Here is a 21,056-nt window from a genome sequence, read left to right on the forward strand (position 1 = left end):
CCTCCTAAACCCTTGCTTACCAGTCGTACGCCAGCCTGAAATGCAGCAGGGAATCGCCCTTATCGACCATTCCCGCCGTCCGCAACGCGTGGGCGAAATCAAACCCTGCCGTCAATCCGTGCCAATTCTTCAACTGCAGGCCCACGCCGACGGATGCCAGATTGAACACGCTTTGCTGTTCGTCCAGGGGCCGCAATATGCGCACCTGGCCCGCGCTGTAGAACACCGAACCCACCAGTTCGCCATCCATGTTGAGATATTTCGCCAACGAGGGCGTGCGCAGCTCGGCAGTGCCGAACAGCCCCTTGTCGCCCAGCGCGCTGGCCTCGTAATAGCCGCGCACCGTATCCGCGCCGCCGACGAAAAACTGCTCGTTGGCGATAATGGGCGCGCCTGCCGCCTGCCCGGACAAACGGCCGAACAACTTCCACTCCCTGGGCAGCGTGTGCGTATGCTTGATGTCCGCGCGCAAATAGGCAAAGCTACCCTGGGCCCTGGAGCGCTTCATGGCGAACTCCTCTTCATCCGACCCGAGGTCGCGGACGGCGAACGTCAGGCCCAGGTTGATCTGGGTCGTGCCTTTTGCCGTCTGCAAGGTACTGTCGTATCCCGCAAAAAAAGGCATGTAGCTGATGGGCGTATTGAACCCCTCGCCGATCAGGCGCGTAGACTCCTTGAAATCCTTGTAATCGACCCCCAGCGTCACATTGTGGAAATAGCCGGAAAGTGCAGGCGCGGGCAAGGGATGAATGTAGCGCAGGCCGAAAATATTACCGTTGCCGATCACGTTCACATCCCCGATAGCGCTGACGTCGCTGCGCGACACCACGCCGTAGAACGCCCAATAATCCCCCGCCAATGTCGGAATCAGATAAGTCGCGGACAGCACCCTCGTTTCATTGGTATCTTCCGGCGTCACCTGAAAACTCAAACTCAGGCTGTGGTCGAGCTGCCACAGATTGTCATAACGAATGGAGCCATTGAGCCGCGTATGCGTGGTGTTGGCGATATAGCGATTGTTCAGCTCCAGGCTGGCATGCAGCGGCAGCTTGTCCTCCACCTTGAGATCGACTTCCACCTTGCCGGGCGACTTACCCGGCCGCAGCACAGGCGCCACCTGCCGGTCAGGCTGGGCATTCAACCGGGCAAGCTGGCGCTGCACATCGGGGAAATAAGGCACCTTGCCTTCGGCCAAATCGGGCGCCCGTTGCTTGATCACGCCCAGCGAATAATACTTAGCCCCCACCACCCGCAGCTTTTCCACCTTGCCTTCGAGTACTTCCAGCTTGACCGTCTTGTCGGCGACCTCCTGCTCCGGCGTGTTGACGAATACAGTCAGGTAGCCCGCATCGTGGAAAGCCTTTTCCAGGGCCGCCCGCGCGCCTTCGACATCATCGATGGTCTTGCCCTCGCCGAGAAACGGATACACCGCCTCCTCTATCCTGCCTGCGGCCAATACGGTATTGCCGCTCACGCTGAACTCCATGATGTCGAACCTGGCCTGATCCTCCCCAGCCTGCTCTTCCACCGTTTCCGCGGATGCCTCCTCGCCTGGCAAACCGCCATCAGCCGCGGCGGCAAGCCCGGACATCGACGCAAGGTACAGCAGCCCGGCCATACATAACAAAAATAAACGCACGCTTGATACTTTCCTGGAAATTCACATATGGAAAATGGCTAATAAAACAGGCGGAGCCTTTGTTCCAGCGCCAATTGCTTTATTAGCCGCTCTCGGCTTGCATGACCTGAATCCGCGCAAGCCGGGCGCGCCTATCATATGAAGCCCATATGACACACCCATGACGGAATCCAGAGTAAAAAGCACTTCCCTGTTTACGCAGGGAAGTGCTCGGGCACGACTTGGGTTTACACCCTGGTGATGACCAACTTAGAAAAACATTTGCTGAGGAGCGCAGTTGTTGCCGAAACGCGTACCCTTGGCAACCACTTGCAGCTCGCCTTCAACAGCAGCGCTGTTGCAGATGGAGCCGCCGAGCGGGTTCAGGGTCAGACCGCGTGGCACGTCGGAGCAACTGGCTGGGTTGCCCAGCGCGGCAGTGATTTCAGGAATCAACTGCGCGCCGAAAGCATCAGCCGTGTTGGCAACGAAGGAGCGCATTTCGATATGGAATGCGTAATCGCCGTTGATGGCAGTTTCACGAGCAAACTCGATACCATCAGCAAGCGCGTTGCCGTTGCCGTTGAACGTGCCAGCCTCAGGATGCACGCCGTCCAGCTTCACATAGCGATAACCCTCGTTGGCAGGGCTGTCCACACGCCAGTTGTTTTCCATGGACAATACGCCGATGGCGAACTCGCCATTGTTACCGCGCGTTGTCAAGGCACCTTTAACATTGCCGGAACCGCTATGTTCAGTCACTACGAATGTACTTGTAGAATCACCAGCGCCAGCAGGTTGCAAACTAGCTGATGCACCATCAGAGCAAGGATTCTTCAGGAAATGTGCATTGGAACTGGCTTGCGTACCGGAAGTTGATACACGACGCTCCAGGTAAATCGCCTTGCCTGCGCCTGCATCACCCAGGATTGGAGACCAATCAGTCTGGTATCCAGAGAATTGGGCAACAATGGAAGTGTATTGAGCAGAAGAGATATTAGGCGCATTGGCTGGATCATCATTCTGAGTCAAGCCTTGTGCAGCCTGCAAAGCACGGTAGAGCGGCAAGCTGACGGCCACGCCAAAAGTCTGGCCGACATAGGCTTCTGCTTCAGTACCGGCGGAAGATACGTCGAAACCGAACAGGGAAGCCTCAACGTCGGAGAAACCGCCGGCAGGCTTGGCCACTGCGCCATCAGCAGTCGCGGCCGGGTTCACCAGTTGGCAGCTCTTGTAGTTGACATGGCCGGGGAAAGCGCCGGTAGCAACCTGGCAGTTGGCCTGATCCAGGCGGCGCAGGCGCTGCAACTGGGTGCCGTCAATGTGAGGCGCATAAGCGTTCCAGGAACCATCGGCCACAGTGTGGTAAACCACGGAAACCACGCCGCCACGGGTACAGGCATAGGCAGCATAGTTACCCAGGGAACCAGGACGCACGTTGCTGTCGGAGCTGGAGTTGGAGAACAGGGAAATGGAATCGGCGTCGCAACCCAGCGCAAAGCCGCTGTAGATGTTGAAAGTCGGAGCGGAAGCGCCGGAAATCCAGGTTTCCTGCAATGTACCGGCAGTGCGGGCAGCGCCGATCTGGGCAGGGGTGACAGGGGCGGCCAGCACGGAACCGGCGGCGAAAGTGGCCGCAACGGCCAGGATCAACTGTTTGATTTGCATTTGAATCTCCCAATATTGATATCTATTGAATAAAACTACGGAAGGCGGCCCCGCCCTTTTGAGGCGGAACCGGGACTGCAATTAAGCAGATTTGCGGCGGCGTGCGGCAGCACCTACGAGGCCAAGGCCTGCCAATAACAAGGCATAGGTTTCTGGCTCAGGTACGGCAGCTACGGTGTATGTTAAAAGACCGTTGGCATCGAGCTTGAAAGTAGCATCGTATTGAACGTAGGTCAGAACGCCTAATGAACCAACAGCGCTGTAATACTGCACAACACCTTGCTCATTACCTACCGCATCCAGTACTTGCGGGCCTAAATTGAATATTTTGTTACCGGTAAACAGAGAGCCCGCATATGCCTTACCAGCATCAGCCACATTACCCTTGCGATTGTTATCAACCAGATACTCATCAAACACAGCCAGTGGACGACCAATCTGGGCCATTCTCAATGGCGCAGCCAGATTCTGACCGTCTTTGAATGTACTGATCCAGCCCAGTGACCCAGCTTCATTAATGCTACCGTTGTAATCTGTTGCAACAACTCCCCATACCAAGTTGCCACCAAGAGCATTCCATGCATCTGCGTAATCACCAGAACTTACATCCCAGCTATAGCTGGAGGATGAGCCTGCAGAGCCAAAAGAAAAACCTTCATAATCGAAACCCAAATCAAATACAGCAGAAATATTGTTTGTAGTATCCCAAACTGCCAATACCAAACTACTACTACCAGTATTGCCTGTGGTCAATGCAGCATTCGCCGCACCAGAAACGCTCATTGCTGCGACAGCGGCAGCAACCAAAGCCTTCATCTTGATATTCATTGTCATAACTCCCGAAAATTGACATAAAAAACTGAACGAAACATCTTTGAGCCGCTACATTCGTCACGCCGCACACTACCGAACGTACTCAACTGCGCCTTCTCAAAATTCGCGACTTGAGACATCTTAAAAATAGAATGTGAAGTGGATATGGTGCCGACCTAGTTCTTTAGGACTAGGCAGCGTCTGAGCAAAAACCCGGGATGAAAAACGCTCTGAAAATGGCGCGCAGCAGATCACAGCGCAGCACAGGGAAATCAGGACTGGTGGCGGATCAGCCCCAGGCGAAAGGCCTTGGCAGCCGCATGGCTGCGGTTCTGCACATCCAGCTTGCGCAGGATGTTCTGCATGTGGTTTTTGACGGTCAACGGACTGATTTCAAGAATGGTGGCAATTTCCCAGTTGCTCTTGCCGGTGTGCACCCATTGCAGGATTTCCTTTTCCCGGGCAGTAATCAGGCCTGCGGTGGCTCCATCCCCCAGCACCTCGCCGATATTGGCCACGCTATCGCTCACGCGCATCAGTACGGAGTGCAGATAAGGCACCAGCAACTCCAGCATATAGGCGTGGTTGGCGTTCAGCTCGCCGGAAACGCGCGAAAAACAGAAGAAGGAGGAGATACTGCCATCGGCGGAGGATAATCCGTAAGCCGCAATATTGCGCAGCTCGCTTTCCTGCAGGTTGCCATGGTCGATCCTGGGCACGGTGAAACTGCCGAAATGGCCGTCCTTGAGGTAAGGGTCCACCAACACGGGCTGGGATGTCTGCTGCCAGGCCCGTATGGCCCTCATCACTACGCCGGATTCCTCCTGCATGGCAATCGTCACATGCGCATCCGTCACATAGCGCGTGCTGCTGAACGTCTCCAGCGAAAACACCCGCCCCGCGCCGATGGCAAAACCGCATAGCAACACCTCATGCGGCAGCAGGAATTGAAAATGACCTTGCAGCCAAGAAAAAAATTGCGCCTTCTTCTTAATACGCAGGGACGCATCGACCACTTCCAGAAAGGCGCTCGCCTGATCCGGCGTGAGATCCTTGTTATAGTTGTCCATAACCCCGATTGATTGTAGTTGCAGCAAAATACCGTCCTCCCCAGCGTGCATTCTCTGGCACTCAGGTTTCAATCCCGTGAAAACGGCGTGGCATTCTTATTTCAATGTCAAAAGATATGTTGCCTACAGCATATCCCTTCAATCGACCCAATAGGGTTATAGCAACAACACATGACAAAATATCGGCCTGCCGTAGTCACAAAGAACTAGTCCCGCATGCTGCAAACGTCATGGGCATGTCATATCGATTCGGCACCCTGGCAGGCATGAGCAAACTTGGCTTGATATTCATCCTGGCTTTCTGGAGCTGGTTATCCCTGATACCGGAATCGCGTGCCGATATCTGCCTGCATGGCGATAGCGAGGAGGCGCTGTATATTTCCAATACAGGGGTATCGCACGATTGCGCATGGCACATCAGCGAATCCGCCGCCACGCCGCCTTCGGCCAACGCCAGCACATTGCCTTTCCACGACGTGGTTGCGGCTGCCGCGCATGCCACCCAGCTTGACCCGGCCCTGCTCCACGCCGTCATCAACGCTGAATCCAACTACCGGCCGCGGGCAGTCTCCTCCCGCGGTGCGACCGGCCTCATGCAACTGATGCCAGCCACGGCACGCCGACTGGGAGTGCGCAATACGTACGATCCTGAACAGAACGTCATGGCCGGCGCGCGCTACCTCAGTCAATTGCAACGCGAATTCAACGGCGACATCAGCCTGGCGCTTGCCGCCTACAATGCCGGCCCGGCCACGGTAAAACGGCATGGCAATGTCATTCCGCCTTATGCGGAAACCCAGGCTTATGTGCCCAGGGTGTTGAAGGCATACCGGCGCATCAGCAAAAACATGAATTAACACAAAACCAAGGGCGAGCGCAGCGAAGCCAAGTCGCTGTTGCTTTTGACGTTGGGTTTGGGTTCCCCGTCTGGCTGCGCCGAGTAGCGCAGATCTGTCTGGAAAAAGAGCTTGCGTCTGTCTGAGCGCAGCGAGTTCAGCAAGCTCCCAGACATATTGAGCAACGCAGGGAACCGGGAGCTTGCTCCCGGCGCAGACTCCGGGGTCGCCTTTGCTTTGGTTACTTTTATTTGGCGAAGCAAATGAAAGTAACTCGCTGACAAGCGAAAGGCAACGGGTCAAGGTCTGCAACAGTGCTCAAGACCATTGATCCTTCAACATCCCAATCCCATCAAGCTCAACGATTTTCCGTCTTCATCAATACTGCAATTGGCGCGAGGATGGGTTTCGCCCCTGACGGGCGAGTCACTTTCCTTTGCTTCGCCAAAGGAAAGTAACCAAAGCAAAGGCGACCCGATTGTCTGCGGCCCGGAACGTTGTTCCGGGCAACCTGCGTTGCTCGCTTTTAATGGGGACTGGCTGAACTCGCTTCGCTCAGACAGACGCCAGTCCTGTTTCCATTAAAAGCTGCGCTACTCGGCGCAGCCAGACGGGAGGAAAAACCACAGCGACTTGGCTTCGCTACGCTCGCCCTTGTTTCTATCGCAAACACTGCCGATAACTATTAAACGCCGCTCCCAGGCAACTCTGGCAAGCCGGCGAAGTCAGCAAACCGCAACCGCTATGACAGGCCAGGTTGGCCGCATCAAGCGCGGCCCCGCAATTGGCATATTTCTCCGGGTTTCCGCCACTGCCATTGCCTGCTGCCACAGGCGAGCTGGCAGGAGCAGCCGCCGATGCGGAAGCCGATGGCATTTCGGCATTGACCGGGCTGCGGGCATTGGCATTGCCGCCGCCATTGTCGGCCCCCTGCTTGGCGGAGAATTCCCAGTCCTGGTAACTCTCCGCCCCAGAGAAGGCCTGCTGCGCCTCGTCAAAACCGTCCTGCTTGAACGGCCGGGCATTGGAGCGGCTATAGACGCCGACGATGCGCTCCTGCTCCTTGACCAGGCCCCAGTCCTTGCTGGCAGTCATCGGGTCGATATAAATCCTGCGCAAATGGTGTCGCGGCTTGGGACCGCGCTTGTCGAGCAGCAGGTCGTCAAGCCTTGCCGGATATTGCTTGACCGGGCTGGGGGTCTCTCGGTAATAACGCGTGATTGCGGCCTGTATCTGCCCTCCGGCGAACAGCAGCTCCTTTTCCTTCTCGCGCTGCGATGCGGTGTGCCAGGCTTCGCCAAGCGCTGCGAGGCCGATGCCGCTCACCGCGATCATCATGAGCAGGCCGATATAAGTGAAGCCGCGCTGTACGCTACCACTCGGCATAGAGGGTGCCATCCGATGCCTGCCCTTCCGCGCCGCTATGCAGGTCGTACAGTTCGCCCGGCATTTCCTCCTCCGGGGCCACTAGCTGCCAGGTTTCACTGCTTTCTGTGATCGGGTCGATGGGGATTGCACGGATATATTTGCGCTCGGCCAGTTCTTCGAGCGAATCGGGATAGCGCGCGTTATCCGCATGAAACTTGTCGATCGCGTCGCGCACTACCACCAGTGTCTGCTTCAACGCGGACTCCTTGGCGCGCTCAATGCCGTTGAAATACTTGGGGGCCGCCACCGTCAGCAACAGCATGAGAATGGCCATCACCACCAGCAGCTCGACCAGAGTGAATCCCCGCTTATGCTTAAATGGCATCACCACTCCCGGTAGGCAATGCCGTTGAGGCCGGTGCCGGTACTGAGCGAATACACGTCGAACACGTCCACGCCCGCCTGCGGCGCATCGGGCGGGCTGGCGTAGCTGCGCTTGCCCCAGGTATCCTGCGCGGGCACGTCTTTTTCCGGGAACATCGGGTCGCGCGGCAGGCGGCGCAGGAAGCGGATGAGGCGCTTCTTTTCGCTGCTGGCGTCCGGCACGCCATTGGCAAGCACTTCCAGGTTGGGCGGATAGCCGGAAGCATCCGCATTGACGATGATTTTGCCGTCTTCCACCGCTTTCTTGTAGGCGTCGATCGCGCTGCGGATATCACGCAAGGCCTGCCGCAATTCGGCCTCCTGCTGGCGCTTCACGCTCCACTGCCCAAGCGGGATCAACGCACTGGCGAGGATGCTGACGATGGTCAGCGTCACCACCAGTTCGATCAAGGTAAACCCGGCCTGGCGCGGCATCATGCTACTGCGCCGGCTGTGGCGCAGCCTTGGGCACCACGACTTCAGGCGTGACCAGGGGCACCACCGGCTTGGGTTGCGTGGACATGAAGTCATCCTGCGCCGGCTGGCTTTCTTCGGCCTGAGCCGGAGCTGGTTCCGGCTCAGGCTCGGGAGCAAGGGGCTCTGCAGGGCGCAAGCGCTGCATCATCATTTCCCGCGGGCTCATATTGCCGGCAGCCCCGGTACCCGGCACATTGATCTGCGGATGGTCGCTGATGCCGTTCTCCGTGCCGGACCAGTATTCCATCACTTCGGATTCAGGGCGGCTGATGTTGTTGACCACGCGCGGCGTGATCGCGAGCACGATCTCGGTCTTCTTGCGGTTATCGATCTGGTTGGAGAACAAGCGCCCCAGCAAGGGGATGTCGCCCAGCCCGGGCAGTCGGCTGGTGTTCTTGCGTTCCTCGTCGTTGATCAGGCCCGCCAGTATTTGCGTCTCACCGTTCCGCAGCCTCAACAGGGTGCTCGCATTGCGGGTGCCGATCTGGTACACCACGCCGCCGCCTTGCAACGTCGTGGAGGTGCCGAGCGAAGAGACTTCCAGCGCAATCTTGATATTGACGAAATCATCCAGCGTGATGCGCGGCTCGGCCTCCAGCTTGAGACCGACGTCCAGGTACTGCACGGTCTGGGAAGACCCCACCCCGGCCGTCGCCACGGTGGTGATCACCGGCACCTTGTCGCCCACCAGCACCTGCGCCTTGTCGTTGTTGCGCACGCGGATGCGCGGGTTGGCGAGGATATTGATATCGCCCGTCGTCTTCTTGAAATTCAGGCTGGGATTGGCATCGAACAGGTAGGTGCTCGAATTGTTGCTCCTCATCGCCTCGATCGAGAGGCCGGCGGAGGCGGTCAACGAGGTCGGGTATTCTATGCCCAGCTCCTGCAGGCGCTCGCGCGTCACCTCCATCACCTCTATCTCCAGCATCACTTCCGGGTCGGCCAGGTCGTTCGCCGCCACCAGCTTCTCGGCGATGCGCACCACTTCCGGCGTATCGCGGATCACGATCATGTTGAGCCGCTCGTCGGTATGGATGTCCTTGGTCTTGAGCATGGTCTTCACCATGGCGGACACATCCTTGGCCTTGGCATTGGTGAGGTAGAAGTTGCGGATCACCAGGTCCTGGTAATCCTTGAGCTTGGCGGCGGTGTTGGGAAATACCAGCGCGGTGTTCTCGGACAGCACCTTTTTCTGCAAGCCGTTGGTTGCCAGCACCATCTCGATCGCCTCGTCGATCGGCGACTTCTTGATGAATACCGTGGCCTTGGTCTCGGGCTTGATGTCCTTGTCGAGGATGAAATTAATGCCCGTGGCACGCGACAAGGCCTCGAACACCATCTTGATATTGGCATCGCGCAATTCCAGGCTCACCGGCTTATTGAAGGCAGGCTTCAGCTTTGGCGGCTCCATGCGCACATGGGCGCGCTGCTGGCGGATCTCCCGCTGCAAACGCAGGGCATCCTCATGCTGGGGCACTTCCAGCAGCACCTGGTGCAGGATGTCACGCGCGGCGTCGATCTCGCCCTTTTCCAGCAACTGGCGTGCGTGCTGCACCTGCTCCGCATGCTTGCGCGTGCTCTCGATGAGCAATTGCCCGGATTGCGCCCTGGGATTGTCGGGCTCTATCGCCAACACGCGGCGGAACAACTCCCCCGCATCCGCCATGCGCCTGTCGCGCAATGCCGCCTCGGCTTCGGTCAGCAGTTGGTTGACGCCCTGCTCGGTCGCCACACGCACGCGCTGCAGCTCTTTTACGCCTTCAGGCTTTTTCTCGCGCTCCGCCCGGGTGTTGGTGATTTTCTCCTCGGGCGTATCTCCCGGGAATCCAGGCTTGGGCCAGGGCGCCAACGCGCATGAAGACAACACCAGCACTACATTGACAAGGCCAGTGACGCGCCATGCATAACTCGACAACATTTAAAGATTCCCCTGTAAATCATCCGGATCGCCCGGCAAATGGCTGGCAGGATTGGCGGCCGGCGCCAGTTTGCTCTTCTTGAGCAGCGTCTTCGGCAGATTGAGCGGCAAATAGGTCAGGTAGAGGTTCTGGTCGTCCTCCTTGTCCAGGCGCCAGGCACGGTCGATATTGCCGCCGACGCTGACGGAATAGAGCTGGCTGGCGCTCGCCAGCAGAATGACGGTGCCTTGCGGCCCGTCCTCGAGCTTGCCGATATAGGCAAATCCCGGCTGCGGCACCGTTGGCGGCGGCGGGGCCAGCTCGGCTGCCGTCTTGGGCGGCGGCACATACCAGCGCTGGGGCCTGAACAAATCCGCCCGCGCCTGTCCGGCTCCCGCCGCGACGGAACGCCCTTGCAGCAAGCCCCAGTCAAGGTAATGCTGCCGGGTTTCGATATGTCGGCTGACAGGAGACTGCGCTGATGGCGCAGCCTGGGAGCGCGCGGGCCGGGCAGTTGGCAACAATCCGGCATCTTCTTCATCCTCCATGCTGAACACCAGGGCCAGGGTCGCCAGCAAGCCCAGCGTCAGCAATCCATGCCGCTTGAATTGCAGCTTCATGCGGCGCGCTTCCTGATGAAGAACACCAGGCGCAGGCGCGTCTTGACCTCATTCTCCATCGCCTCGCCGCGCTCGAAACCAAGCTCGGCCAATGCCACGTTCGGCAAGGCGTCCAATATGTCGAGCACCAACGCCTTCACCGACTGGTAGCTGCCATGCACCGGCACGTTGGCCTCGAAGCGCCGCACGCTGCCCTGCTTCTTTTCCGAAAGTGAATACTCGCCCTTGACCACGTGCAGGCCATGGCCTTCCGCAAGGCGGAACAACACGCCCAGCTCGTCCGGCAATTGCTGGATGCCGGAAAAGCGCGCGTCAAACTCGGCCAGCTCCTGAGCCAATGCCTGTTCCGGCGAACTCACGGGCTGGCGCTGCGGCTGGGGATGCAAGCGCAACGCCGCCTCCTGCGCTTGCAATTGCTGCTGGAGTTGCGCAACTTCGGCTTGCAATGGCACCAGCCACACCGCCACCAGGCAAACCGTCGCCGCCAGCAGCGCGGCCAAGGCCATCCCGGGCCAGCCCAGCCGGTACTGCACGCGGCGCATGGCCCATCGCAGCCACTTGAAGTCCACAGACGCGGCCATCCCAAGCTGCATCACACAGCCCCCCACCTGGCCGTGATGCCGAAACGGATGAAATGCGCCATGCCTTCGCCTTCCGGCTTTTCCATCATTTCATGCTCGTCGAGCACGACGTCATGCATTTCCGGCACGCCTTCCAGCCGTTGCAGATAAGCGAGCAGGGAGGCGACATCCTTGGCTTCTCCCTTGAGCCTCAGCTTGCCCTTGGCAGCGTCAGGACGTATCGCCAGCAAGGCGATTTCCGGCTGGGCCACCTGCTCCAGCCGGTTCAGCAAGGCAGGCCATGGCCTGCCCAGCTCGTCCAGTATGCCGTTGGCTTCCTTGATTTCTGCTTTTTGCACGGCTGACAATGCCTGTGGCTGGATTGCAGCTACCTGCACCGGCTTGCGTGCCTCCTGTATTTGCTGCAGCTTCTGCTCGATATCCATGCGCTCGGCGCGCATGTTCATCAGCTGCCAGCCACATAGCAAGACCACAACCGCAGCAACGGTCAGGCCCGCCTGGTAACGGGAGCCCTGGCCCGCTGGAGCCACATGGTTGAGCTCCAGCCTCATGCGATGCCTCCGGCCATGGACCAATCCGCCCGCCAGGGCGTCATGCGGAGCTGCACATCTCCTTGTACAAGCTCGCATAATTGCACCGGCGTGCTTTCCGGCAACGCCAGCTGCAGGCGCAGCCTGCGCAAGCCTGCGTCCAGCGTCGCCTGCCAGTCGGCAAGCACGGGTTGCAGCTGCACGGCAGACCAGCTGCGGTTTTGCCAGGCCAGCAGGCATAGCCGCTCGGGTTCGCGCAGCACGAAAATACCGTTTTGCCCGGCCTTGGCAAAACGGTTGAAGGCATGCGCCAACACAGGTTGCACGCTGGTCAATTGCCCCTTTTCCGCTTTGACATGCTGCGCCAGGGCATCCAGCCAATCCTGGTCCACCGCGCTGGCAAGCCCGTTTCCGCCCAGCGCGGCCAGGCTGAGCTGGATACTCCATTGCGCGACGACATCCCCATGCACCCGCTGGAAAGCATGGCGGCACAATAGCGTCAGCTCTTCCCCATTGGCTGCCCCGTCCGGGTTGGGGACGATGGCGTAGCGCATGAAGGCATTCGACAGCACCAGTTCGACCCTTGCCCCTGCGGCGCGGGCCTCATGCATCACTTGCGGCAATGCCGCGAGCAATGGCTGCAAATCCTTGCCATGGTGTTCAACATGCATCACCCCTTGATCCAGCATTTTGGGTTTTAGCCCGCCGCGTTGGCGGGACCAGGCAATATGCCGAGGCTGAATGTGAATGACCACTCTGGACCGCCACCAGCCTGGCAACAGGAACTCACGCCACGAAAGTGACACGGTTGATCTCCTCCAGTGTGGTCTCGCCGCGCGCGACGGCTTCCAGCGCCGCCTCGCGCAGGCTCTTCATGCCACGCGCACGGCCGGCCTCCTTGAGCTTGCGCAGCGGTTCGCGCGCAATGATCATCTCGCGCAGCTCGTCGTCCAGCGCCAGCAATTCGGCAACTGCCTTGCGCCCCTTGTAGCCGCTGCCCCGGCAGTGCCCGCAGCCCTTGCCCTGGCGCAATTGGTAATGGGCTATCTGCTCGCGCGTGATCCTGGATTGCAACAGCAGCTCATCGCTGACCTCCACCAGTTCGGCGCAATGCGGGCACACCAGGCGCACCAGGCGTTGCGCCATCACGCCGTTCAGCGCCGCCACCAGGCTGTAGGCCTCGACGTTCATATGCAGGAAACGGCTGATGACGTCGAAGACATTGTTCGCGTGCAGAGTGGTGAACACCAAATGCCCGGTCAGTGCCGACTGCACCGCGATCTGCGCCGTCTCAGGGTCGCGGATCTCGCCCACCATGATCTTGTCCGGGTCGTGGCGCAAGATGGAGCGCAGGCCGCGCGCGAAGGTGAGCCCCTTCTTCTCGTTGACGGGAATCTGCAATACGCCGGGCAACTGGTATTCCACCGGGTCTTCGATCGTGATGATCTTGTCGTGCCCGTGGTTGACCTCGCTGATGGCCGCATACAGCGAAGTGGTCTTGCCGGAGCCGGTCGGCCCGGTCACCAGCACCATGCCGTAAGGCTCGCGCACCAGCCGGCGGAAATCCTCGATGATGTAGTCGTCAAAGCCCAGTTGCTTGAGCGACAGCCCCTTGGCCTGGTCGGAGAGGGATTTCCTATCCAGCACCCGCAGCACGGCATCCTCGCCATAAATGCTCGGCATGATGGACACGCGGAAATCCACGTCGCGCCCCTGCATCATCACCTTGAAGCGGCCGTCCTGCGGCACGCGGCGCTCGGCGATGTCGAGCTCGGCAAGAATCTTCACCCGCGACACGGCCTGCTCGGCCATGTCCGCGCCCTGCATGCTGCCGACATGGGACAGGACGCCGTCGATGCGGTACTTGATCACCAGGCCGGCCGCCACGCTTTCCATATGGATATCGCTCACCCCGGCCTTCAAGGCGTCGTACAACGTGGAATTCACCATGCGGATCACCGGGCTGCTGTCGGCATTGATGCTCTGCAGGCTCAGGTGTTCCACATCCTCCCTGTTCGCCTCATTGACCTCGCCCACGGCGACCAGGTTGCCATCCATGGCGCGCAGGTCTTCCTCATGCCGGCTCAGGTAAGCCTGGATATCGCGGAAATGCGCCAGCCCGGTGTTGAAGTTCTCCGCTATCCATTCCGCGGCCCAGTCCAGCACGGCCTGGTCGAATGGGTCGGAAAGCACGAGCCAGAGCGTGCCGTTCTCACGCAAGGGCAGGCACTGCAGGCGGCTGGCCATGGTAAAGCTCATGACCTCGAATGCGGGCTGCATGGCATGCAGGGCTTCCATACTGAAAAGCCGCAATTGCACGGCCCCGGCCAGGGCTTCCGCATACGCCTGGTCGTCCAGGGCGGACAAGCCCTGCAGCATGTCCATCATGCTGCGATTGTTGCTCATCGCCAGGCTGCGGGCCTCGGCCATGCGCGCCTGGCTGAACATGGCGTTCGCCGCGCTCATTGCAGGCTCCCGGCAAGCTCGAAGATCGGCATGTAGAGCATGACCACGACGGCGCCGATGATGAGCCCGATGAAGATCATGAGCAGCGGCTCGAACAGGCGGGTGAACCACTCCAGCCAGCGCGCGATTTCCTCGTCGTGCAGCGTGGCGATATGCTCCATCATCTTGCCCATCTCGCCACTTTTCTCGCCGACGCGCAGCATGCGCAGCGATACCGGCGTCACCAGCCCGGCGGCTTCCATCGCCTCTGAAATCGCCCTTCCCTCGCGGATCAATGCCGCCGCCTTGTCCAGGCTCTGGTGCATGGAGGCCGTCAACAGGCCGCGCGCCATTTCCAATGCCTGTTTGATGGTGATGCCGCCCTCCAACAGCATGCCCAGCGTGCGGTAGAAACGCGCCAGCTGGAACACGCGCATTTGCTCGCCTATCGCCGGCAAGCGCCATAGCATGGTCATGATGCGCCCGCGTACGCCTGGGCGCATGAGCGCCGCCACCGTCAATCCGAGAAAAACCACGCCCCCGAGCAACAGGCTCTGCCCATGGGCCTCCATGATGTCGGCCCAGCCCAATACCAGCCTGAGCATCCAGGCCTGGTTCTCGCCGGCATCGGCATAGATCTGGGAAAAGCGCGGCACCACGTAGCCGAGCAGGAACAGGACGACCAGGCCGCCCACTGTGATGAGGAGGAAGGGATAAATGGAGGAAGCGATCAGTTTCTTGCGCAGCACTTCCACCTGTTGCTCGTAACCGATATAGCGCAACAAGGCCTCGGGCAAATCCCCGGTGCGCTCGCTGGCCTTGACCATGGAGGCATACAGGCCGGGGAATGCGGACGGGTAAGCCGCGAGCGCAGCCGAGAAGGTCTGCCCGCGGTATAACGCGTCCAGCACGCCCTTGAGCACCTGGGCGATTTCCGGGCGCTGCTCCTTCTCGGCAATGCCCTCAAGGGACTCTACCAGCCCCAGGCCTGCCTTGAGCAGCGACAATAACTCCCGGCTGAACAGCAGCAAGGGGAAACGTGTGCGCTTACCCCGAACCAAGCCTTGCGCGCCCGACGTGGTCGCCAGGACTTCATATCCCTGGCTGCGCGCCTTGGCCGCCGCCTCTTCCGCATGCTGGGCTTCGAACTCCAGCGAAACCAGGCGGCCCGCGCTTATCGCCCGTACCTGATAGCGCATATCACCAGTTCACGATATCGACGTTGTCATCGCTACCGCCGGGCTGGCCGTCCTTGCCCAAAGAGTAGAGGTCGAAATCCCCATGCTCTCCGGGCGACTTGAATTGATAAGGCCGCCCCCAAGGGTCGTTCGGCACGCTCTTCTGCAGGTAGGGCCCTGCCCATTTGCTTTCGCCCGCAGGCGCGGTGTTCAAGGCAAGCAGGCCTTGCTCGGTGGTGGGATAATGCCCGACATCGAGACGGTATTGATCCAGCGCTTTTTCCAGCGCGCCGATCTGCGCGCGCGCCGTCTTGACCTCGGATTTGCCGAGCTGGGCAAAATACTTGGGCGCCACGTAACCGACCAGCAAACCCAGGATGACCAGTACCACCAGCAACTCCAGCAAGGTAAACCCTGCCTGGCGCTGATTCATTGAATAGGGGTTCTTCATAGCGGCATTGCCAGGTTCCACCCGGCGTTCATACATAAGATTTGATGCCCAGCATAGCCACGATTTATGACGTTTTCATTAAACCCAACCCAGGCGGTTACCTACATCAATCAAGCCTTCCGTTGCGGCAGGCCGTCATAATTCTGCAATCTTCGCGTGCATAATCTGGGCGGCACATGGTGATCACCTGATCACTTTGATTCCCCACATTGAAGGATTTCCACACGAAGGCCCGGCTCCTGCCTCATGAACACTGCAACCCACTTCAGATTCAACCACAGCGACGACAACCCCACGGTCAAACGCCTGCTGCGGACAGTGGCGCCCGTACCGGACGATATGCCCTGCCTGCAAGTGCTCTCTATCTTCCAGGAAAACCAGTACATTTTTGCCCTGCCCGTGGTCAACGCGCAGCACCAGCCGGTGGGAATAGTGGAACGGCACGCCTTCATGGAAATCTTCATCAAGCCATATACCCATGAGATCTACGGCAAGAAGCCGATTGCCGAATTCATGAACCAGAAACCGCTGATCGTCAGCAGCCACACCTCGATAGACGACATCTCGCGCATCATCATCGATGCGGGCATGCAGCATATGGTGAGCGGCTTCATTGTCACGGAGCAGGGCCGGTACGCCGGCATCGCCAACGGCCACGACCTGCTCGATGAAATCACGCAGCGCAAGCAGGCCAACTTGTTCTACCTCGCCCATTTCGACCAGCTCACCAAGCTGCCCAACCGGGTGTTGTTCATGGACAGGCTTGCAATGACGCTGGCGGAAGCCTGCCGCACCAATGCGCAAGTCGGCCTGCTGTTCATCGACCTGGACAAGTTCAAGCACTTCAACGACTCCATGGGGCACGCCTTTGGGGATCAATTGCTGATCGCGCTGGCAGGCATCCTGGCTCGCTGCTCGCGCGAGATGGATACCGTGGCCCGCCTCTCCGGGGACGAGTTCACCATCATCGTGGACAACATCAGCAGCCAGAAGGACCTGGACAGCCTGTGCTGGCGCATCCTCGACACCTTGAAATTGCCGCAGCAGATCATGGGACGCGAAGTCTTCATCTCGGCCAGCATCGGCACCGCCATCTATCCGCTCGACGACGAGGACGCCAACAACCTGCTGGTCAAGGCCGATGCGGCCATGTATGAGGCCAAGCGCAGCGGTCGCAATACCTACCGGCATTATGCCGCAGGCATGCAGCTATACTCGCTTGACCGCATGTCGCTGGAAACCGACCTGCGCCTGGCCATCGAGCGCAACGAATTCGAACTGTATTACCAGCCGCAAATTGCGCTCGACAGCGGCAGGGTGGTCGGCAAGGAAGCCCTGATCCGCTGGCACCATCCGCAACGCGGGCTGCTCACGCCAATCCACTTCATCGAGATTGCCGAGGAAACCGGCTTGATCGTGGCGATCGGCCAATGGGTGATCAGCGAAGCCTGCCGGCAGCACCAGGCCTGGCTGCAAGCCGGATTCCAGCCCATGCGCATCTCCGTCAATATTTCCGCGATGCAGTTCTACCAGAACGACTTCTGCGAGATGGTGGAAAACATCGTCACCGACACGGGCATCAACCCGGCCTATCTGGAATTCGAGCTGACCGAGAGCATGTTCATGCAGGATGCGGATGCCGTGGTGCGCACGTTGCGCAAGCTGCACGGGCTCGGCATCAAACTGGCGATTGACGATTTCGGCACCGGCTACTCCAACCTCAGCTACCTGCGCAAATTCCCGATCGACCGCCTCAAGGTCGACCAGTCCTTCATCAAGGGCATAGAACACGAGCCAATCAATGTGGAAATCGTCAAGACGATCGCGGCATTGGCGCGCAGCATGTCGCTGGAACTGGTGGCCGAAGGCGTGGAGACGGACGTGGAGCTGCATTGGGCGGAAAGCAGCGGCTGCACCTTCGTGCAGGGCTACCGCTTTTCCCAGCCGCTGCCGGCAGAAAAATTCACGCGCTGGGTGACGGAATACAAATACCAGGCCAGCCAGCATTCGCTGGCGAATATATAGGTGGGTTTACTTCTTGACGATGGCGCGCGGCTGCTTGCGATGCCAGCGGCCGAACACCCCGACCAGCCCCAGCAGCAGCATCCAGAAAGTCGAAGGCTCGGGCACCGCGCTCACCTGCCAGCCGATGTCGGCCAGCGCCGCATAATCAAGATCGCTCATATATTCCCGATTTCCCGGGGCGGTTCCGGGATCCATCAGGTTGGCAACAGGAACACCATCAATGGTTCCATACATGCCATAGGCCCAGTGGGCGCCTGCGCCATCCACGGGTACGGCGTCGCCGTATACCGCAACCGCGTGCCCACCAGTAAAGACCCATCCACCGTCACCTTGCTGCAATAGGGCCCGCCAGGCAGGAGAGGCGCCGAATCCCAGCAAGTGCGCCAACTCATGCGTTGCCGTCGTCAAAAAATCCGGTTGCCCTGCGGACAAGCCGTCGTCGTCCAACCCAAGATACCAGTCATGATGACTATTGAACCAGATGGAACCACCCCATGGGCCGAAATCCGTGGCAATTTCATCCAGCGCGCCTTCCTGGCCGCGCACCGCCACGGTATCCAGGAAATCCTGGCTGCCCTGGGCACGTACAGTGCCGGAACCGGCTGCGCCAAGCACCGAACCATTGAAAGAGGATGCGCCCACGAAAATCACCAGGCTGTTTTCCGGCACAAGCAAGTCCGTCACCGTGACATTCTCGATCCAGCTGTTCCAGCTGGGATGCTGGAACCTCACGCTCCAGCTATCGCCTGCGCCAGGCTGGATTGCCGACAGGTTGTCGGCCAAACCGCTGAATACCGAGGCCGCCTGCTGCAACACGTCGCGCCGCATCAAACCCGCATCGCTATCGGTGCTGAACCAGCCGTTGCGATCAAACCGGTAATCAAAAATGATATCGAGCGCATGGGCCGAGCTTGAGACCAAGGCAAGACCGGCGAACAAGGTTGCTTTCAGGGATTTGTGCAGTGAATGCATGATGCAATTCCGAAAATCATTATTGAGAATCATTATATATTTTATCAATAATGATTCTCAATAATGATTTTCTAGGCAGATGCTTCGCTTCACTGCACTCCAAATAAAAAGCCCCGTAGAAACGGGGCCTTGGAATTTCAGCATTGCCTTACATCAGAACGGAATGTCGTCCTCGAAATCATCGAAGTTGCCGCCGCCAGCGGGCTTGGAAGCCGGAGCGGGCGCTGGACGCTGGGCAGGTGCAGCTTGCTGCCTTGGAGCAGACTGGCCGTAGTCCTGGTTGAAGTCATCGCCGCCGCCGTCATAGCTCGCTCCGCCGCTGCCTCCACCGTCGCGACCGCCCAGCATCTGCATCTGGTCGGCAATGATCTCGGTGGTATAGCGGTCCTGACCTTCCTTGGTCTGCCACTTGCGGGTTTGCAGGCGGCCCTCGATGTAGACCGGGCGTCCCTTCTTCAGGTACTCGCCCGCAATTTCCGCAAGCCTGCGGTACATGACGATATTGTGCCACTCGGTGCGCTCCTGGCGCTGGCCGTTCTTGTCTTTCCAGTTGTCGGTGGTGGCAATGCTGAAATTGGCCACCGCCTCGCCGTTGGGCATATAGCGCACTTCCGGGTCGCGGCCCAGGTTGCCTACCAAGATTACTTTATTGACCGATGCCATCCTTAACCCCTTATCAATTGCAGCGCTGCGGAATCATCCCAGTCCGCCTGCATATCCACTTTCAATATCACCATGCCCTCTGCGGGCAAGACAACCGACTCCTTCACGCCGGGCAACGCCGCCAGATGCCGCGACAATTGCGCCGCATCATGCGCGTGCCCTTCCGGCAGGTGGTACATTCTACTACGTACCGCCGCAGGTGCGCGCATTGTCGTCACGCTGACCAGCCATAGCACCATGAGCGCGCCGCAGAAGGCGAACACCGCCGTATATCCGTATTGGCTGGACAGCCAGCCGCCCGACACGCCGCCGACGAATATCCCCAACGACTGCGCCGTGTTGAACACCCCGATCGCCGTGCCCTTGGCTGCGGCAGGCGCCTGCTTGGAAATGGTGGAAGGCATGATCGCTTCCAGCACGTTGAAGGCGATGAAGAAGGTGGTCAGCGCCGCCATGATGCCCCAGAAACTGTCGATCATGAGGCCGAATGCGAGTTCTGCCATCAGCATCACGGCGACACTGATGACGAACACCTGCTTGAGCTTGGCCTTTTTCTCGCCGACGATGATGGCAGGCACCATGAGGACCAGGGAGATCACCATGATCGGCAGGTAGATCATCCAATGGTCGTTCTCGCTCAGCCCGCTGGTCTGCTTGATCGCGAACGGCACCACGACGAACATCGCCATGTGCGAGGCATGCAGCGCGAAGATGCCGAAATTGAGCCGCAACAGCTGCGTATCCTGCAATACAGGCCCCAGCTTGGCCGGCGCGGCCTGAGTATCGGAATGGAACCGGCTGACTTCGGGATCGGGCACCAGGTATTTGATATCCAGCATCGCCAGCAAGGCCAGAATGCCGGTGAGCACGAAAATGCCGGAAACCCCGATCCACTGGTTGAGGGTAGGCCCGAGGATCAGCGACAGCGCAAAGGTGATGCCGATGCTGCCGCCTATCATCGCCATCGCCTTGGTGCGGTGCTCCTCGCGCGTGAGGTCGGCGACCAATGCCGTCACCGCGGCGGATACCGCGCCCGCGCCCTGGATGGCGCGGCCGATGATGATGGTATGGATGTCGTCCGCCATGCCGGCGACGAAGCTGCCGATCGCAAAGATCAGCAGGCCGATGTAAATCATGGTCTTGCGGCCGAAACGGTCGGACGCCATGCCGAACGGCAGCTGGAACAAGGCCTGCGTCAACCCGTAAGCACCCAGCGCCAGGCCGATATAGAAATGGTCATGCCCGGACGGCAGGGTTTCCGCATAGATGGCGAAGATCGGCAGGATCAGGAACATGCCCAGCATGCGCAGGCCGTAGATCGAGGCCAGGCTCAGGGTGGACCGTAGTTCAACCGGGGACATGCGTTCAGGCTGTGACATTAAAAATCATTGAATTCAACACGCGAAGTTGCGTATATTAA

20 protein-coding genes are annotated in these 21,056 nt (G+C 59.4%); 2 read left to right on the forward strand and 18 right to left on the reverse strand.

Annotated features, from left to right (window positions below):
* Positions 1 to 16: 16 nt before the first annotated feature.
* The 4 genes from ACWXTG_RS09135 to epsA form a co-directional block, all read right to left on the reverse strand.
* Positions 17 to 1,639 (reverse strand): ShlB/FhaC/HecB family hemolysin secretion/activation protein, encoded by a 1,623-nt coding sequence (locus ACWXTG_RS09135; RefSeq protein ID WP_480219668.1) that lies wholly within the window; start codon positions 1,637 to 1,639, stop codon positions 17 to 19.
* Positions 1,640 to 1,888: 249 nt separating this feature from the next.
* Positions 1,889 to 3,286 carry a hypothetical protein gene (locus tag ACWXTG_RS09140; RefSeq protein ID WP_480219669.1) on the reverse strand — a complete coding sequence of 466 codons (1,398 nt, stop codon included), beginning with the start codon at positions 3,284 to 3,286 and terminating at the stop codon, positions 1,889 to 1,891.
* An 81-nt stretch (positions 3,287 to 3,367) separates the two neighbouring features.
* The gene (locus tag ACWXTG_RS09145) at positions 3,368 to 4,114 is read right to left on the reverse strand and encodes a PEPxxWA-CTERM sorting domain-containing protein (protein WP_480219670.1); all 747 of its coding nucleotides are present in this window, start codon (positions 4,112 to 4,114) and stop codon (positions 3,368 to 3,370) included.
* Positions 4,115 to 4,371: 257 nt separating this feature from the next.
* Entirely contained in the window at positions 4,372 to 5,169 is a 798-nt protein-coding gene (gene epsA / locus ACWXTG_RS09150; RefSeq protein WP_287110106.1) for an XrtB/PEP-CTERM-associated transcriptional regulator EpsA, read from the reverse strand.
* Positions 5,170 to 5,405: 236 nt separating this feature from the next.
* Between epsA and ACWXTG_RS09155 the strand changes: the two genes are divergently transcribed.
* On the forward strand, positions 5,406 to 6,026 hold the full coding sequence (locus ACWXTG_RS09155) for a lytic transglycosylase domain-containing protein (protein ID WP_480219671.1): 621 nt from the start codon (positions 5,406 to 5,408) through the stop codon (positions 6,024 to 6,026).
* 639 nt (positions 6,027 to 6,665) lie between these two features.
* On the opposite strand, the gene ACWXTG_RS09160 is transcribed toward ACWXTG_RS09155, so the two are convergent.
* From ACWXTG_RS09160 to gspG, 11 genes are all read right to left on the reverse strand, one after another.
* Positions 6,666 to 7,391: a type II secretion system protein gene (locus ACWXTG_RS09160; RefSeq protein ID WP_480219672.1), complete on the reverse strand. Its 726-nt coding sequence runs from the start codon at positions 7,389 to 7,391 to the stop codon at positions 6,666 to 6,668.
* The gene (locus tag ACWXTG_RS09165) at positions 7,378 to 7,758 is read right to left on the reverse strand and encodes a type II secretion system protein (RefSeq protein ID WP_309565660.1); all 381 of its coding nucleotides are present in this window, start codon (positions 7,756 to 7,758) and stop codon (positions 7,378 to 7,380) included. Before ACWXTG_RS09165 ends, ACWXTG_RS09160 begins: the two co-directional genes overlap by 14 nt.
* Positions 7,758 to 8,231, reverse strand: coding sequence for a type II secretion system protein (locus ACWXTG_RS09170; protein ID WP_309566052.1), 474 nt, complete (start codon positions 8,229 to 8,231; stop codon positions 7,758 to 7,760). Before ACWXTG_RS09170 ends, ACWXTG_RS09165 begins: the two co-directional genes overlap by 1 nt.
* Before the next feature lie 4 nt (positions 8,232 to 8,235).
* Positions 8,236 to 10,191, reverse strand: a complete 1,956-nt coding sequence (locus ACWXTG_RS09175) for a secretin N-terminal domain-containing protein (protein WP_480219673.1) — start codon at positions 10,189 to 10,191, stop codon at positions 8,236 to 8,238.
* On the reverse strand, positions 10,192 to 10,791 hold the full coding sequence (locus tag ACWXTG_RS09180; protein ID WP_309565662.1) for a hypothetical protein: 600 nt from the start codon (positions 10,789 to 10,791) through the stop codon (positions 10,192 to 10,194). It lies immediately after the preceding gene.
* Positions 10,788 to 11,372, reverse strand: coding sequence for a hypothetical protein (locus ACWXTG_RS09185; RefSeq protein ID WP_309565663.1), 585 nt, complete (start codon positions 11,370 to 11,372; stop codon positions 10,788 to 10,790). Before ACWXTG_RS09185 ends, ACWXTG_RS09180 begins: the two co-directional genes overlap by 4 nt.
* Before the next feature lie 11 nt (positions 11,373 to 11,383).
* Entirely contained in the window at positions 11,384 to 11,923 is a 540-nt protein-coding gene (locus ACWXTG_RS09190; RefSeq protein WP_480219674.1) for a PilN domain-containing protein, read from the reverse strand.
* Positions 11,920 to 12,573, reverse strand: coding sequence for a hypothetical protein (locus ACWXTG_RS09195; protein ID WP_309565665.1), 654 nt, complete (start codon positions 12,571 to 12,573; stop codon positions 11,920 to 11,922). The genes ACWXTG_RS09190 and ACWXTG_RS09195 overlap by 4 nt, the downstream gene beginning before the upstream one ends.
* Positions 12,574 to 12,688: 115 nt before the next feature.
* Positions 12,689 to 14,368: a GspE/PulE family protein gene (locus ACWXTG_RS09200; RefSeq protein WP_480219675.1), complete on the reverse strand. Its 1,680-nt coding sequence runs from the start codon at positions 14,366 to 14,368 to the stop codon at positions 12,689 to 12,691.
* Positions 14,365 to 15,546 carry a type II secretion system F family protein gene (locus tag ACWXTG_RS09205; RefSeq protein ID WP_480219676.1) on the reverse strand — a complete coding sequence of 394 codons (1,182 nt, stop codon included), beginning with the start codon at positions 15,544 to 15,546 and terminating at the stop codon, positions 14,365 to 14,367. The genes ACWXTG_RS09200 and ACWXTG_RS09205 overlap by 4 nt, the downstream gene beginning before the upstream one ends.
* Before the next feature lies 1 nt (position 15,547).
* Entirely contained in the window at positions 15,548 to 15,976 is a 429-nt protein-coding gene (gspG, locus tag ACWXTG_RS09210) for a type II secretion system major pseudopilin GspG (protein WP_309565668.1), read from the reverse strand.
* 246 nt (positions 15,977 to 16,222) lie between these two features.
* On the opposite strand from gspG, the gene ACWXTG_RS09215 reads away from it, so the two are divergent.
* Complete coding sequence (locus ACWXTG_RS09215; protein WP_309565669.1) at positions 16,223 to 18,001, forward strand: putative bifunctional diguanylate cyclase/phosphodiesterase; 1,779 nt, start codon at positions 16,223 to 16,225, stop codon at positions 17,999 to 18,001.
* A gap of 6 nt (positions 18,002 to 18,007) precedes the next feature.
* Here the strand turns inward: ACWXTG_RS09215 and ACWXTG_RS09220 are convergent, their stop codons facing one another.
* The 3 genes from ACWXTG_RS09220 to ACWXTG_RS09230 form a co-directional block, all read right to left on the reverse strand.
* The gene (locus ACWXTG_RS09220; protein WP_480219677.1) at positions 18,008 to 18,973 is read right to left on the reverse strand and encodes a PEP-CTERM sorting domain-containing protein; all 966 of its coding nucleotides are present in this window, start codon (positions 18,971 to 18,973) and stop codon (positions 18,008 to 18,010) included.
* Between the two features lie 153 nt (positions 18,974 to 19,126).
* Positions 19,127 to 19,636, reverse strand: a complete 510-nt coding sequence (gene ssb / locus ACWXTG_RS09225) for a single-stranded DNA-binding protein (RefSeq protein ID WP_407993233.1) — start codon at positions 19,634 to 19,636, stop codon at positions 19,127 to 19,129.
* 2 nt (positions 19,637 to 19,638) lie between these two features.
* Positions 19,639 to 21,015 carry an MFS transporter gene (locus tag ACWXTG_RS09230; protein ID WP_480219678.1) on the reverse strand — a complete coding sequence of 459 codons (1,377 nt, stop codon included), beginning with the start codon at positions 21,013 to 21,015 and terminating at the stop codon, positions 19,639 to 19,641.
* Positions 21,016 to 21,056 lie beyond the last annotated feature (41 nt).

The sequence above is a fragment of the Methylobacillus sp. DLP286 genome, from assembly GCF_056636515.1.

Bases quoted from the DNA above. Each gene is read 5' to 3' on its own strand.
- ACWXTG_RS09140 (WP_480219669.1), bottom strand. From the start codon at position 3,286: ATGCAAATCAAACAGTTGATCCTGGCCGTTGCGGCCACTTTCGCCGCC.
- ACWXTG_RS09145 (WP_480219670.1), bottom strand. From the start codon at position 4,114: ATGAATATCAAGATGAAGGCTTTGGTTGCTGCCGCTGTCGCAGCAATG.
- epsA (WP_287110106.1), bottom strand. From the start codon at position 5,169: ATGGACAACTATAACAAGGATCTCACGCCGGATCAGGCGAGCGCCTTT.
- ACWXTG_RS09155 (WP_480219671.1), top strand. From the start codon at position 5,406: ATGTCATATCGATTCGGCACCCTGGCAGGCATGAGCAAACTTGGCTTG.
- ACWXTG_RS09160 (WP_480219672.1), bottom strand. From the start codon at position 7,391: ATGCCGAGTGGTAGCGTACAGCGCGGCTTCACTTATATCGGCCTGCTC.
- ACWXTG_RS09165 (WP_309565660.1), bottom strand. From the start codon at position 7,758: ATGCCATTTAAGCATAAGCGGGGATTCACTCTGGTCGAGCTGCTGGTG.
- ACWXTG_RS09170 (WP_309566052.1), bottom strand. From the start codon at position 8,231: ATGCCGCGCCAGGCCGGGTTTACCTTGATCGAACTGGTGGTGACGCTG.
- ACWXTG_RS09175 (WP_480219673.1), bottom strand. From the start codon at position 10,191: ATGTTGTCGAGTTATGCATGGCGCGTCACTGGCCTTGTCAATGTAGTG.
- ACWXTG_RS09180 (WP_309565662.1), bottom strand. From the start codon at position 10,791: ATGAAGCTGCAATTCAAGCGGCATGGATTGCTGACGCTGGGCTTGCTG.
- ACWXTG_RS09185 (WP_309565663.1), bottom strand. From the start codon at position 11,372: ATGGCCGCGTCTGTGGACTTCAAGTGGCTGCGATGGGCCATGCGCCGC.
- ACWXTG_RS09190 (WP_480219674.1), bottom strand. From the start codon at position 11,923: ATGAGGCTGGAGCTCAACCATGTGGCTCCAGCGGGCCAGGGCTCCCGT.
- ACWXTG_RS09195 (WP_309565665.1), bottom strand. From the start codon at position 12,573: ATGCATGTTGAACACCATGGCAAGGATTTGCAGCCATTGCTCGCGGCA.
- ACWXTG_RS09200 (WP_480219675.1), bottom strand. From the start codon at position 14,368: ATGAGCGCGGCGAACGCCATGTTCAGCCAGGCGCGCATGGCCGAGGCC.
- ACWXTG_RS09205 (WP_480219676.1), bottom strand. From the start codon at position 15,546: ATGCGCTATCAGGTACGGGCGATAAGCGCGGGCCGCCTGGTTTCGCTG.
- gspG (WP_309565668.1), bottom strand. From the start codon at position 15,976: ATGAAGAACCCCTATTCAATGAATCAGCGCCAGGCAGGGTTTACCTTG.
- ACWXTG_RS09215 (WP_309565669.1), top strand. From the start codon at position 16,223: ATGAACACTGCAACCCACTTCAGATTCAACCACAGCGACGACAACCCC.
- ACWXTG_RS09220 (WP_480219677.1), bottom strand. From the start codon at position 18,973: ATGCATTCACTGCACAAATCCCTGAAAGCAACCTTGTTCGCCGGTCTT.
- ssb (WP_407993233.1), bottom strand. From the start codon at position 19,636: ATGGCATCGGTCAATAAAGTAATCTTGGTAGGCAACCTGGGCCGCGAC.
- ACWXTG_RS09230 (WP_480219678.1), bottom strand. From the start codon at position 21,015: ATGTCACAGCCTGAACGCATGTCCCCGGTTGAACTACGGTCCACCCTG.